Here is a 14,007-nt window from a genome sequence, read left to right as displayed (position 1 = left end):
TTAATATTCCTTTATAAATGTTGAAATATCCTTGTTTGAGCCGGACTAAAACACAGAATTATTAGTTTATAAAACAACGGGGGTGAGGGCTATGAAAAAAGGTATTATTTTCCTTGCGATTGTTTTTGTTATATTGTCTTTTTTTCTGTTATCAGGTTGTGACATTTTAAATTCATTTTTTGGAACAGATAATGTTTTAACTTATGAAGAATATTTAGAGCGTGAAGGAAACAAAATATATAAGGAACACCCTATTGTTTCGCCAAAAACTGAAGAACATAAAGAACAACTTGACATTTCCAAAGACGCTACCTCCATTATTCCATTTACTGCTCATATGTACAGTATCAAGGATTTTAATGTATCAGACTCTTTTTTAACCACCGTTGAAAAAGCTTCAAAAGCTGCGTTATCTGATAAAATAAGAGGCATTAAAGATAATGATTATGTTAATTTACTTCCTATGCCGAATTCACCTGATGAAATTTTTTTCAAATTAAACGATATTGACATATATTATTATGGGCAAGTTTTTATAATTCCCTCTTATTGGCGTGATTGGATAAAAGAAATTTATACTAGAGTTGTAGGTAGCATTCAATTTTTAGGTGAAAATAATACGTTTACTTCTGCGTCTCTAAGTTTTAGTGGGGGATTTTCTTTTGTACCATTATGTTATATTTTAAAAATTCACAGCCAAAGTGGTGATTTTTATAATTTGTTAGTAACTCCAAATTACAAAGGCTCTACTTCACAAGAAGCTATTTATAAACTTTATAGTCAAATCTTTAATGATTTTAATTCTTCTGAGAAGTTAGGTTTTATTGTAATTTATGCAGTGTTTTCAGGAGATAAATATATTGACGATTTTGCTTTGGGAATATTATATACTGGCCTTAACCAAACAGTTCCTAATCAAGATACATTTTTTATACCAATAACAGGTTTGAAATAGTTTACAGACATTACAAATAAATTTGAAATGTAGGATTTTATCCACCATATTCGATAAACGCGTACGAGTTTGTCTAAAGGGAAATGTTTCAATTATGGAACCTATTTGTTGACAAATTTAAACTAACTTGTGATATAATGATTACATAGGGAGGGGGAGAATATGTCCTTAACAAAAGAACAAGTCTTAGAAAAAGTTAAAAATATAATGTCGTTTTTAGATATGTTTATTGATAATAAGATCGACGTAACAACTTTCGAGTACCTTTTGCAAAGAGATGAAGTAGGGCAAATTATTTGGAAATATCTTAACGATGAACCAGTTAAAAATGCTAAAGAATTTTATCAAGAATTCGATAAGATAATTGGTTATAAAAAAATTATTATTGTTGACAAATTAAATGCTATAAAAAATCCATTATTGTTGAAAAAAATATCAATTCAAAATTCAGCTAATATGATGGTTTTAAATTTGATCACGCAAAACAATGCTCAATTTTCATTTGTGGTTAATAAAGATACAATGCCTTCAATATTACATTTTTTACTTAATGCTTTTATAGGAGACGGTAATGTTACTTTGTCTAAGGAAAAATTAAATCAAATTTATTCTACTTTTAAACAAATGGAAATACAAATCAAAGATTTGTTGAATTATTTTTCAGAGGTGATTAATAATGGAACTAACTCCTCAACAAAGAAAACTAATGACTGAAACAATTAAAAAATGGAAAGCAATTGAAATGGAAAAAGGTTTAAAAGAACAATTTGACAAAAAAAGAAAAAATAAAATAGATATCGAAAGGAAGATGAAATATTATTTAACTATAACATTGCCAAATCTAAAAAAGCTTCAGGAGGCATTGTATGGACAAAAAGAAGATAAAAAGTAATTTGAAAATAAATTCTGAGTATCTTCCTGGGGATGTTGTATGGACTGATAATGTAAATTTTGCACATGATGATAAAGGCAATCCAGTCTACAATAATACTAAAGATTATAAAAAAAAGAGACCTGTAATAATTGTCTCAAAAGATAATGAAAGTCAAATTACTTACATGGGGGTTTTTGGTACCTCAGATGTTAATGCTGTTGATCAAAATGATGTTTATACAATAAAACTTCCACCTTCTCAACAAACAGGTTTAACAAAAGAAACTTATTTTGATATAACACAAATGCAGCCTATTCATATTGAATGTATAAGTAACAAATCTGGGGAACTCTCTAAGGAAAATTTGGAATATATCCAATATCTAATGTTAAAATATTTAGGATTGATTTCAGACGAAGAAGAAACAGAAAATCAAAAGTAGCGCTTATAAGCGCTTTTTTATTAATGGAGTGATCCTATGAAACGTGCTGCAGCATATGCAAGATATTCCTCGGCTCAGCAACAGGACATCTCAATTGAAGCACAATTTTCACGTATTGAGGAATTTGCAAAACGGAATAATTACATTATAGTAGCCCGATATGAAGATAGAGCAATATCGGGCTTTTCTTCTCGCCGCCCAGGATTACAACAACTGCTTGCAGATGCAAAATTAGGAAAATTTGAAACTGTTATTGTTTGGGAATTTGCAAGACTTGCCAGAGATAGAACGATTTCTAGAAATTATAAAGAACAATTCCGTAAGCTTGGAATTGAACTTATTTCTGTTACCGAGCATATTCCCGATTCTCCAGAAGGTGTAATTATCGAATCACTATATGAAGGAATGGCTGAATATTATTCTAGAAAACTAGCTCGGGACAGTATGAGGGGGCTTATACAGACTGTGAAAGATGGTTATGTACATGGAGGATACCCTCCTTTTGGTTTAAAATTTGTAAAAGATGAAAAGGGAAAAAGTAAATATGCTATCGAAGAAAATGAAGCCAAAGCAGTAAGAAAAATGTTTGAAATGGCTGCAAAAGGCGAAACTCTTTCAGCTATTGCTAGATGGCTGAATGATAATGGATATAAACCTAGAAGGAGCCAGAAATTTAATGTTGAATCTGTTCGTGATATTCTCAAAAACCCTAAATACATTGGTAAAATTATTTTTAATAAACGCAGAGGTAAGGGAAAGTTCAATCCATTTAATGAAATTATTGAAGTTGAAGCTCCAGAAATTGCAATTATTGATGAAGATTTATTTATTAAAGTACAACAAAGGTTGTCAAAAAATAAACACAAACCAGCAAGAAGAAATTATATTCTTCGTGGACTAGTTCAATGTGGCATTTGTGGCCATCCACTTTCTGGAGCCATTCGACAGGGAAATAATGCATATTATTATTGCACTTACTGTTGGCGAAATAATAATAAGAAAGTCAGCATAGGAGCTGACAAATTAGAAAACATTGTCATTAATTTTGTGAAATCTCATTTTGAACACCTTGATACAGAAGAACTTACTCGCAGAATTAACAAAAAAATTAAACAAAAACTTAATCCTGCCGCCCTAAAAACATTTCAACAAAATCTCGATGAAGTCAATAATGCGATTAAAAATATAACAAAAGCAATTGAAATGGGAGCATTTTCAAATGAACTCCTTATTCGATTAAACGAACTTGAACGAGAAAAAATGAAGCTAGAAAAAGATATTCGTTCAGCCCTCGCTCAAATAAAATCATTACGTGAATTAACTACTGAAGAAGTTGAACATTTAAAGCAAAGTGTATTAAAAGAACTCACAAATAGATCCACAGCAAGAGAATTATTAATTAATTTAATTGAGTATATTACTGTTAATTTTGAAACAACAGAAATTTTATTCACTACAAAATTTGGTGACTACGTTGTCAAATATAATAAATAAGCTGGTTTTTCAACTCGTGGTTTTCCCGGGGTCTGCCCGCCCAGACCAGCTTTAGTTCCCAATTTATTTAACAACTCTGTAATTATAAGCTTTTTGGAATTTAACAGAAAACTAAGTCCCTCTTTAAAGTGCATTTTGTTTACTTGTTTAGTTTGAATGTTTAATATGTTTATTTATTTGTTAACACATACTCTTAAGAAAAGAATTTCTTCTTCGTTATATTTTACTTTTTTGCTTATTTAAAACTTTTTATTTGCTGTTTCAAGGTCGGGATTTAAATACGACTTTACATATCTTCTAACTATTTCTAGATCGCTACTGCAATTCCATTAAAGTTTAAACTGCGTTCATCATTTCAGGCTTACCATCATTATTAACATCTGCATTATTATTTCCATTATCCCATTGTCATATAGCTTTATTTCCATTCTAAAGTTTAAACTCATCTTTAAATATATTTTGAGGTTCTCCTATAAGAGATATAGTATCCCTTTTGCTCTTATATACTTAAGATTTACTGAAAGTTTTCCGTTATCATTTATAGTATATGCCCCTTCTAATAATTCTTGCCTTATTGAATTAGAGCAGACTACTGGAATTATACCTGTACGGTGGTTTCTAAAATAAGGATAAGTAAACATTTAAAGTAACAACAACAACAGAACTCTCAGGTGTAAATTCCCAATATGTCAGTGTGAACATCCAATTGAGTTAATTCTTTTTTTGTTTACCTCTTTTAATTTTAATATTACCATATGTTAGATAATTTTTTCTCCACAATCGTACTCTACTTTCAGTAACACCCAAGAGAGAAATAATAGTCTTCTTTGAAAGTTTTTAATCCATGAAAACCTTAATGACTTCTTGCTTTACATCCAAAGATACTTTCTAATTTTTGTCCTTTCTCAGCCAAAGAAAAACACCCCCTTATTGTTTTTTTAGTACCACTTTGGGGGTGTTTTTTTCATTTCTTTTTTATCCTCTTTCATTTATTGAGTTCAGTGCTAAACTCGAAGTCTCACTTATTTTTCATCATATCTACAATATTAACATCATAAACTAATTATCCTAATGCTCTTGGGTCAAATGCATCTCTTAATCCATCGCCAACAAAGTTAAATGCTAATACGGTAACGAATATAAATATACCTGGAATCAATAGCCATGGTGCATTTTGTAATACGTATATATCTTGTGCTCTTGCCATCATTAATCCCCATGATGCAGACGGTTCTCTAATTCCTAAACCTAAGAATGATAGTCCTGCTTCACCTAATATATATCCAGGTATAGACAATGTTGCAGTAACTATCATGTATGTCATTGTATTTGGAATAACATGTTTCCAAAGTATTTTACTATCTGGATATCCTAATGCATATGCTGCTTCAACAAATTCATTTCTCTTAATTGACAAAACCATACCTCTTATTATCCTTGCACGTCCAGCCCATCCTATAAAGGAGAGAATAAATACTAACATAATATACACTTGCGATGATGGAATATCTAAAGGTAGTAAGGACCTCAAAAGTATCAAAAGATAAAATCCTGGAATTGACATAATAATTTCTGTAAATCTCATCAATAACTCATCAGCTACTCCTCCATAATAACCTGCAATTCCTCCAAAGAACAGTGATAGTGTTAATGTTATTGCAAGACCTATAAATCCTATTGACAATGAAATTCTTGAAGCAAATATTAGCCTTGACCAAACATCTCTTCCAAACTCATCAGAACCCATTATGTATAATCTAACAAATGGATTGTTGTCATAATTGTCTACACCATACAAATGGTATTTTAATGGAATAATCCAAAAAACATAACCTACTCTTCCATAATCTTTTTTCTTTGGCCCCCAACTTTCAACAAACCACTTTACTGGATAATATTTATAATCAAAATCTTTAATTACCAAATCTTTTCCAAATAAAATTTTCTTCTTTCCATTTTCATCAGTGTATTTTATATAATTAATTGTATATTTTAAACCAACTTTTTCAATTTCATTTTCGCTTGTAATTCCAAGTTTAAAACCGTATTTTCCAAAAATAACATTCTTTGCGGTTGCTGTATCATTTTCTATAAACGCTTCTCCTTCTGTTAAAACACTATCATTTACTCCAGCTACAAAATATTTAGTCTTTTCACTTGAAGACGATACCTTTTTCCATTCATTATTAACCATAGCATACTCTTCTTTTTTTAGTGTGAATTCCAAATCACTTACATTAATAACTTTTCCTGGAAAATCAGTTCTAGCAAAATATTTTGTGTCATTCATTACTAATGTTATTAATTCACCTTTGTATTCAACGGTAACCCTGCTTGGAAAATATAATTGTCTAGTTTTTCTAGTATAGTCTAATTTATCTACATAACTTGCGTATGGCAAAACATATAAACCAATTTTTTTCTCAAAATCACCAACTTTGTATACCTTATCTACTTTAGTAGGAGGTGCATAAGAATGTTTTAAACTTTGCTCAAACGGGTTATATGGTGCCAAAAAATCAGCAGCAAACATCATAATATAAAGTACAATTAGCACCCACAATCCTACCATAGCGAGCTTATTTTTCTTAAAAGCTCTCCACATCAATTGTCCACGAGTAAGATATACTTCTTCAAAATCTATATTTTCATTACTATTATTTTTTTTCTTAACTTGTTCTTTTTTAGCCATCAACTACTACCTCCTATTCCAACCTAATTCTTGGATCAACTGCTGCAAGTAAAATATCACCGACCAAATTACCTGCAATTAACATGATAACACTAATAATTGTACTAGCCATAACGACATATATATCTTGCTGTACTAATGCTTGATAAACAAGTCTTCCAAGTCCTGGCCAAGAAAAGATCGTTTCGGTAATAACAGCTCCCCCTAGCAAACTTGACAAACTAAAACCAAACATAGTAATCAATGGATTTATAGCATTTCTCATTGCGTGCTTAAATATAACTACTCTTTCAGGCATACCTTTTGCTCTTGCAAATTCAACATAATCTTCATTCAACACGTCTAATAAGCTTCCTCTCATATACCTCATCAATCCTGCAAAACCACCAAATGTCAAAGTAAATGCTGGAAGTTGCATGTGCCAGAATATATCTTTAAAACCTTGCCAAACTGTCATTTTTGAATGATTAACATCATACATACCAGCAACTGGGAAGGTACCAGTCTTTGCTGCAAAATACAATAACAATAATGCTAAAAAGAACCCAGGAATTGCTATACCAGTAAATGCAATTACTGTTAAAAACTTATCCCAAAAACTATACTTTTTTAGTGCAGATACAACACCTAAAATAACACCAACTATCCATGAAATTACAAACGAGTAAAGTGACAATATCAAAGTTGCAAGAACCCTTTCACCAATTAGATCTACAACTGGTCTTCTATAGTAAAATGAATAACCCAAATCACCAGTTAATACTCCTTTTATCCATTTAAAATATTGGACCATCACTGGTTGATCCAAACCGTATTGTTTTTCAAGAGTATGAATAAAATCCTTTGAAACTGATGGATCAAGTCTGTACTGGTCAAGAAAATCTCCAGGCGCAGCTTGCATTATCAAAAACACTATTAACGTTATTATAAAAAGCTCGGGAATCAAAATTATTAATCTACGTGCTATATACCTTAGCAATCTCAGTCACCTCACTTTTAATTTTTAAAATGGGCGCGGGGCTAACACCTCACGCGCCCACATAATTTTTTACTGTTCTTTCCACTCTTCATAAATATTCCATGTTGTTCCACCAAGTGGTCCTATCTTTACATTTCTAAGTGTTGCTTTGTATGCGTATAATCTCAATGAATTTACTGTGTAAATCAATGGTAAGTGCTCAGATACTAATTGTTGGAATCTTGAGAAGTAATCTTTTACGATATTTTCATCAAGTATTCTTACATTTTCTTTAAATATCTTATCAATCTCGACTTCCCAATCTGGCAAATAGTAGTCGTTAGGATCTACAAAATCTGCAACTTCTGGTGAATAATTCCAGAAATGCAATGATCCTTCTGTCTTCCATACGTTTGCTCCACTTTGTGGCTCATCTCCACCAGTTAATCTAATGATTATTGATTCCCAATCGCCTGTATTCAACAATTTTTGAACTAATGTATTGAAATCAATTGGAGTAAATGTTACGTCCATACCAAGTTGTTTTAATGCATCTTGGATTATATTTGCTACTCCTTCTCTAACTCTGTTTCCTGAATTTGTTGTAAGTAAGAATTTTACAACATTTCCATCTTCGTCAACTAACTCTCCTTTATCATTCCAGCTAAATCCACCCATTTCTAACATTGCTCTTGCAAGGTCCAAGTCATATTCATACTTTACTACAACATCTTCGTTGTAATATGGTGAACTCATTGATACTGGTGACCATTGTGCTATTCCAAGTCCATTGTAGAGTGTATCAATAATAGATTCTTTATCTATTGCATAAGCTACTGCTTTTCTAAAGTATTCATTTCTGAACCATTTTCTCTTAACTGGATCTGGAGTATTCCAGTTGAATGTAATAAATGTTGTTCCATATGCAGGTCCTGCTGTTGTAACTACTATGTTGAGTTCTTTTTCTTTTTCTTTTAATTCTGCAAATTCTGTTCCTCTTGGACCATAAACATCAATTTCTCCATTTTCAAACGCAAGTCTCATTGCATCTTGGTTTGAAATTATCTTATAGAGTACTTCATCAAAATATGGAAGTTGATTTCCATTTGCATCTTTCTTCCAGTAATATGGGTTCTTTGTAAATCTTACATATTGGTCAGGAACGTATTCTACAGGAATGTATGGACCAAGACCTACTACTTCTCCTTTATTTATTGCATCTACTGTCCAGAATTCTTCAAAGTTTCCATTCTTTACGTACTCTTCTGCTAAATGTTTTGGATAAATATACATTCCACCAAGGTATCTAAATGCAAGCCTAAATGGTTCAGGATAATACATTCTAACTGTATAATCATCAATCTTTTCTGCTTTTGGTAAATATCCATTTGTACTTGTAATAACATCTTTAAATGAACTTGGAATATCTGGGTTTGTATAAATATCATTCAATGTAAATACAACATCGTCTGCTGTCAATGGTTGTCCATCGCTGAACTTTACTCCCTTTCTGATATGCCAAATAATTTCCATTCCACCATCTGCAGTTAGCCTTGGACCTTCCCAGCTTTCTGCAATTGCTGGATAGAATTCCATATCCACACCGTGTCTTTCAATGAGAGTTCCACCATACCCCATAAACATATCAATAACATCAGTTGAACTAGTTTCCTTTGCTGTAACATCGTTCACTGTCTTTGGACCACTAAGAGTACCAATAACAAACTGACCTCCCGGCTTTCCCTGTGCATCTGCTCCAATATATGGAAGCTGAGCAGCGTAGGCAAACACTACTGCTAATACTGCAAGTAATACCATGAGTTTTTTCATAAACTCACACCCCCTCTTTTTCTACCAGGTGACAAGAAACCTGGTGATTTTCAGAAATTTTATACATTTGTGGATATTCTTTTTCACATTTTTCTGTTTTAAATGGACATCTCGGATGGAAGAAACATCCGCTTGGCCTTGCAATTGGATTTGGAACATTTCCTGTTAATATAATTCTCTTTCTTTGTTTTTCTACTTTTGGATCTGGAATTGGAGAAGCTGATAATAATGCCTTCGTATATGGGTGAATTGGATTTTCAAAGACTTCATCAACATCACCCATTTCAACAATTCTGCCAAGATACATTACAGCAACCTTATCACTAATAAATCTAACAAGTGATAAATCGTGTGAAATGAAAATATATGTTAAATCAAGTTCTTCTTGGAATTTTAAAAATAGATTAATAATCTGGGCTTGAACTGACACATCAAGAGCTGATGTAGGTTCATCTAAAAATATTATTTCTGGTCCAACAGACAATGCCCTTGCAATCGCAATCCTCTGCTTTTGACCTCCACTGAATTGGTGTGGGTATCTATCCATATGGTAAGGTTTAAGTCCAACCATTCTCAATATTTCAACCGCTTTATCATACGCCTCTTTTTTATCTTTCACAATTTTATGGAACAACAATGGTTCAGTCAATATCTGACCAATTGTCATACGTGGATTTAATGAACCAATAGGATTTTGGAAAACTATCTGCATTTTTCTTCTAAATGGTAACAATTCTTTTCTATTTAAGTTAGAAATATCTTGTCCAAATACCTCAATTTTTCCATCTGTTGGATCTATTAATCTTAACATTGTCCTTGCAGCTGTTGTTTTTCCACATCCTGATTCTCCAACTAAAGCAAATGTTTCCTTCTTTTTTACTTCAAAAGATATATCATCTACTGCTTTTACATCACCAACATGCTTTTTAACAAGAAAACCTTTTGTAATCGGAAAGTATTTTTTTAAATTCTGTACTTTTATGATTGTTTCATTATTCATTCTTCATCGCCTCCGATTCTTTCTTGTCTAGTACTGGATTGAAGCACCTTACAAAGTGTCCTGGTTCTACTTCAACCAATTCAGGCAATTCTTTTGTACATTTATCAAGTTTTCTTGGACATCTTGGTGCAAATGGACATACATTTGGCACATCAATCATTCTCGGAGGTTGTCCTGGAATTGCCTCAAGCTTATCTTGCTTTTTATCAAGTCTTGGTATTGCCCTAAGTAACATATGTGTATATGGATGGAGTGGATTATAGAAAATCTCTTCTGCTGTTGCTATTTCCATTTGCCTACTTCCATACATAACTATAATTCTATCAGCCATCGATGCAATTACACCTAAATCGTGAGTTATAAACAACAAACCAGTCTTAAATTCCTTTTGCAAATCCTTCATCAATTCCAATATTTGAGCCTGAATAGTAACATCCAAAGCAGTTGTAGGCTCATCGGCAATCAAGACTTTTGGATTACATGAAAGAGCAATTGCTATAACAGCACGCTGCCTCATACCACCGCTAAATTCAAATGGGTATGCAAACATTCTCTTTTCAGGTGCAGGTATTTGAACCTTTCTAAGCATTTCGGTTCCTATTTCCCATGCTGTCTTTCTATCAACATTTTGATGCCTTATAATAGTTTCAGTCAATTGATCACCAATTGTATAAAGAGGATTTAACGAAGTAAGTGGATCCTGGAAAATCATACTAATTTCTTTTCCTCTTATCTCTGCAATTTCTTCTTTCGACAATTTTAGCAAATCTTCTTCTTTTCCTCTTCCTCTGTAAATAATCTGTCCGTCGACAATCTTACCAGGCTTGTGTATAAGCCTCATAATAGACTTTACAGTTACACTTTTACCAGAACCTGTTTCACCAACAATTCCTACAACTTCGTTTTCATGAAGGTCAAAACTGACATCGTTTACAGCCTTTACAACCCCTTCTTCCATATAAAACCATGTGCTCAGGTTTCTAACTGATAATATGGGTTCCAAAAGATTTCACCTCTCTTAACTAGTTTTTTTCATCGGCTATTAACTCCAAAATTTCCAGAGTCGGTTCATATGTAGCAATTAATTCCCAATTATCATGAAGTCTATAAATATACATTTTGTTAACAAAATATTCATTTTCAAAGCCTTGATAATTACCTTTTAAGATATTTAAAATTGTTCGGAAAACTAATTTTTCTAGATTTTCATAAGTTTCTGGTAGTATCATTATATTTATACCACAAGATGTTTCAAATGTAAAGTGTTTGTAAAAATACTGATTTTTAAGGTAAAAGTCGTTATTTTTACTTAAAACTTTGCAATCACGATTTTCAACTAGTGATATTACTTTATTTATCATTTTTTCACTATATTTTATATTAAAATGCATTCCATTATACAAAGAAACTTCTAAGTTATCTAAATCAATAACAACATTTGCTTTTTTTATATCTACAATTTTGAATTTATATCCATTTAAGTTCAAATAATCCATTAATTTGCCCACATAATAGTTATCTCCTTTTATATATATTTTCTTTGCAGAATTAAAATTAAAATACAGTGCTACAATGATAAAAGCTGAAATTATAAATATAAAAAACCAGTTTCTACTTATTTTCATCACCTCATCATAATATATTTTTCACAAGTTAATAGGTTACCATATAGAAAAAATTTTTCAAGTCTTATTAAACTTTGTAATTTTGGTTTTTTGACAATTATACAGAATAATGTTAAAATAATTCATGGTGCCGTGCTAAGCGGGGGGTTGGTGGTCCCCTGTACCCGAAATCCACCTAGCGGGGCTTAATTCCCTTGCCGAGGTTTGTGGGGTCTGAAAACGGTCCTCGGTAGGGCGCTGAAGGTTGAGTCCTACGCAACAACTACCTGTGAACCGGGTCAGGTCCGGAAGGAAGCAGCCCTAAGCAGGCAAGTGTGTGCCGTAGGGGTGCTCAGCCGGAGCCCGAGCCGAGGATACGCTCAGGTTCCACGTAATCGAAGCAAGGGTGCACGGCACCCTTTTATTTTGAAAACTGCACTTCATAGAGCTTGTAATAAATTCCTTTTTTGCTTAACAATTCTTTATGCGACCCTTCCTCAACAACTTCTCCTTTGTGAACTACATATATTTTATCTGCATTTACAACTGTAGCAAGTCTATGTGCTATCATTATAACCGTTTTATCCTCAGAAAGTTTTCTAACAGCCTTTTGAATTCTTTCTTCAGTTTGAACATCAATATTACTTGTAGCCTCATCAAGAATAAATATCTTTGCATCAAAAAGAACAGATCTTGCAAGTGCAATTAACTGTCTTTCACCTGCCGATATACCTTTTCCACGTTCTATAACTTCTGTATACAAACCATTTGGCAATCTTTCAATCAAGTCCCAAACATAAACCTTTTTTAACGCATCTATTACCTGCTCTTTTGAAATTTCTTCATGAAAAAGTCTAACATTATCTAAAAGTGTTCCAGAGAATAAAACTACATCTTGTGGAACAGTTGATATCTGCTTTCTAAGTTCATGGATGTTATATTTTTCAAGTTCTGTACCATCAATCAATATTTTCCCCTTTTGAATTCTATACATGCCATTTACAAGATTCATTAATGATGTTTTTCCTGCACCGGTTTCACCTACAACAGCTATTAATTGCCCTGGTTCAAACTTTAAATTAATATTTTTTAATATCCATCTATCCTCGTTATATCTAAACCATACATTTTTAAACTCTACAACACCTTCCTCAATTTTTACTTTTCCATTTTCGTCTCCAAAATGCTCTTCTGTCTCATCCATCAATGTAAATATCTTTTCCGCACTTGCTACAGTATTTTGAATTATATCGTATTTTTCAGATAAATCCTCAAGTGGTTTCATGAACAATTCTAGATAAGCAACAAAGGCATATAAGTCACCAAAATTGAGAGTTTTTGAGACTATATATTTTGCTCCCATCCATATAATTGCTGCAATTGCAAGTCGGTAAAGCGTACTAACAGTTGGTCTAAAAATAGCAAAAACATACATTTGCTGTATTCTAGACTTATACAATTCTTTGTTTACATTGTCAAAATTTTTTCTTTCAAAATCTTCAGCGTTAAATAATTTAACAACTGGCATACCAGCAATATGCTCTGCAAGGTATGCATTAACTTTAGAAATATTAGTTCTAACCGCTCTATACGCTTTTAAATCAAAGTATCTGAATAGAATCATTGATACTATTAAAACTGGGAATACAAATGAAATATTTGCAAACAACCTTAGGCTAACTCTTAACATCATAATAATTACGCCTGTAAGTAAAAAAACGTCATTAAAAATACTCGTTATTACAGAAGTAAAAAATTCCATTATATTCTGCGTATCATTTGCAATTCTTGTAGTTATTTGACCACTTGGATGCTTATCAAAATAAGACATTGGAAGTTTTAAAACATGGTCAAAAAGCTCTTTTCTAATATCGTATACAATTTTTCCACCAAGATATGTTGTAATATATATTGAAATATATTCAAATACAAAAATCAAAGAAGTTGTTAATAAGAAATAAAGTGACATCTTAAAAATACCAGAAAACCTTTCATTTAAAGGTAATGAATTATTAGTTATATAATTATTTACTGTATTTCTTACTATCTGAGGTGGAAGAAGAGTTACAAAAGTAAGAGAAATAACAACCAAAATTGCAAGGACAAATAATAGCGTATACGGTTTAGCATATTTTAACAATCTTTTCAAAAGCTTCAT

At 32.0% G+C, this 14,007-nt stretch carries 12 protein-coding genes and 1 other RNA gene; 6 read left to right on the top strand and 7 right to left on the bottom strand.

Features of this window, described 5'->3' with window-relative positions:
* Positions 1 to 91: 91 nt before the first annotated feature.
* The 5 genes from EO083_RS00200 (at position 92) to EO083_RS00180 (ending at position 3,765) form a co-directional block, all read left to right on the top strand.
* Entirely contained in the window at positions 92 to 955 is an 864-nt protein-coding gene (locus EO083_RS00200; protein WP_126992218.1) for a hypothetical protein, read from the top strand.
* 162 nt (positions 956 to 1,117) lie between these two features.
* The gene (locus tag EO083_RS00195) at positions 1,118 to 1,669 is read left to right on the top strand and encodes a hypothetical protein (RefSeq protein ID WP_126992217.1); all 552 of its coding nucleotides are present in this window, start codon (positions 1,118 to 1,120) and stop codon (positions 1,667 to 1,669) included.
* Positions 1,632 to 1,847 carry a hypothetical protein gene (locus EO083_RS00190; RefSeq protein ID WP_126992216.1) on the top strand — a complete coding sequence of 72 codons (216 nt, stop codon included), beginning with the start codon at positions 1,632 to 1,634 and terminating at the stop codon, positions 1,845 to 1,847. Before EO083_RS00195 ends, EO083_RS00190 begins: the two co-directional genes overlap by 38 nt.
* Complete coding sequence (locus tag EO083_RS00185) at positions 1,822 to 2,271, top strand: type II toxin-antitoxin system PemK/MazF family toxin (protein ID WP_126992215.1); 450 nt, start codon at positions 1,822 to 1,824, stop codon at positions 2,269 to 2,271. The genes EO083_RS00190 and EO083_RS00185 overlap by 26 nt, the downstream gene beginning before the upstream one ends.
* A 36-nt stretch (positions 2,272 to 2,307) precedes the next feature.
* Positions 2,308 to 3,765 carry a recombinase family protein gene (locus tag EO083_RS00180; protein WP_126992214.1) on the top strand — a complete coding sequence of 486 codons (1,458 nt, stop codon included), beginning with the start codon at positions 2,308 to 2,310 and terminating at the stop codon, positions 3,763 to 3,765.
* 1,063 nt (positions 3,766 to 4,828) lie between these two features.
* Here EO083_RS00180 and EO083_RS00175 read toward each other — a convergent pair.
* The 6 genes from EO083_RS00175 to EO083_RS00150 form a co-directional block, all read right to left on the bottom strand.
* On the bottom strand, positions 4,829 to 6,457 hold the full coding sequence (locus EO083_RS00175; protein ID WP_126992213.1) for an ABC transporter permease: 1,629 nt from the start codon (positions 6,455 to 6,457) through the stop codon (positions 4,829 to 4,831).
* A gap of 13 nt (positions 6,458 to 6,470) precedes the next feature.
* Complete coding sequence (locus EO083_RS00170; protein WP_126992212.1) at positions 6,471 to 7,436, bottom strand: ABC transporter permease; 966 nt, start codon at positions 7,434 to 7,436, stop codon at positions 6,471 to 6,473.
* Between the two features lie 69 nt (positions 7,437 to 7,505).
* Positions 7,506 to 9,245 carry an ABC transporter substrate-binding protein gene (locus EO083_RS00165; protein WP_126992211.1) on the bottom strand — a complete coding sequence of 580 codons (1,740 nt, stop codon included), beginning with the start codon at positions 9,243 to 9,245 and terminating at the stop codon, positions 7,506 to 7,508.
* 4 nt (positions 9,246 to 9,249) lie between these two features.
* Complete coding sequence (locus tag EO083_RS00160; RefSeq protein WP_126992210.1) at positions 9,250 to 10,245, bottom strand: ABC transporter ATP-binding protein; 996 nt, start codon at positions 10,243 to 10,245, stop codon at positions 9,250 to 9,252.
* Entirely contained in the window at positions 10,238 to 11,248 is a 1,011-nt protein-coding gene (locus EO083_RS00155) for an ABC transporter ATP-binding protein (RefSeq protein WP_126992209.1), read from the bottom strand. The genes EO083_RS00160 and EO083_RS00155 overlap by 8 nt, the downstream gene beginning before the upstream one ends.
* Positions 11,249 to 11,267: 19 nt before the next feature.
* Positions 11,268 to 11,870 (bottom strand): hypothetical protein, encoded by a 603-nt coding sequence (locus EO083_RS00150; RefSeq protein ID WP_241229908.1) that lies wholly within the window; start codon positions 11,868 to 11,870, stop codon positions 11,268 to 11,270.
* Positions 11,871 to 12,000: 130 nt separating this feature from the next.
* On the opposite strand from EO083_RS00150, the gene ffs reads away from it, so the two are divergent.
* Positions 12,001 to 12,263: signal recognition particle sRNA large type (gene ffs / locus EO083_RS00145), an RNA gene on the top strand.
* Between the two features lie 7 nt (positions 12,264 to 12,270).
* Here the strand turns inward: ffs and EO083_RS00140 are convergent.
* On the bottom strand, positions 12,271 to 14,007 hold the full coding sequence (locus EO083_RS00140; protein ID WP_126992207.1) for an ABC transporter ATP-binding protein: 1,737 nt from the start codon (positions 14,005 to 14,007) through the stop codon (positions 12,271 to 12,273).

Source organism: Thermosipho globiformans, from assembly GCF_003990895.1.
Classification (GTDB): domain Bacteria; phylum Thermotogota; class Thermotogae; order Thermotogales; family Fervidobacteriaceae; genus Thermosipho; species Thermosipho japonicus.
The sequence above is the reverse complement of the archived record's forward strand: the minus strand, read 5'-3'. Positions and strand labels throughout refer to the sequence as shown.

Excerpts from the sequence above, each read along its gene's own strand:
- EO083_RS00200 (WP_126992218.1), top strand. The coding sequence starts at position 92 with ATGAAAAAAGGTATTATTTTCCTTGCGATTGTTTTTGTTATATTGTCT.
- EO083_RS00195 (WP_126992217.1), top strand. The coding sequence starts at position 1,118 with ATGTCCTTAACAAAAGAACAAGTCTTAGAAAAAGTTAAAAATATAATG.
- EO083_RS00190 (WP_126992216.1), top strand. The coding sequence starts at position 1,632 with ATGGAACTAACTCCTCAACAAAGAAAACTAATGACTGAAACAATTAAA.
- EO083_RS00185 (WP_126992215.1), top strand. The coding sequence starts at position 1,822 with ATGGACAAAAAGAAGATAAAAAGTAATTTGAAAATAAATTCTGAGTAT.
- EO083_RS00180 (WP_126992214.1), top strand. The coding sequence starts at position 2,308 with ATGAAACGTGCTGCAGCATATGCAAGATATTCCTCGGCTCAGCAACAG.
- EO083_RS00175 (WP_126992213.1), bottom strand. The coding sequence starts at position 6,457 with ATGGCTAAAAAAGAACAAGTTAAGAAAAAAAATAATAGTAATGAAAAT.
- EO083_RS00165 (WP_126992211.1), bottom strand. The coding sequence starts at position 9,245 with ATGAAAAAACTCATGGTATTACTTGCAGTATTAGCAGTAGTGTTTGCC.
- EO083_RS00160 (WP_126992210.1), bottom strand. The coding sequence starts at position 10,245 with ATGAATAATGAAACAATCATAAAAGTACAGAATTTAAAAAAATACTTT.
- EO083_RS00150 (WP_241229908.1), bottom strand. The coding sequence starts at position 11,870 with ATGAAAATAAGTAGAAACTGGTTTTTTATATTTATAATTTCAGCTTTT.
- EO083_RS00140 (WP_126992207.1), bottom strand. The coding sequence starts at position 14,007 with ATGAAGCTTTTGAAAAGATTGTTAAAATATGCTAAACCGTATACGCTA.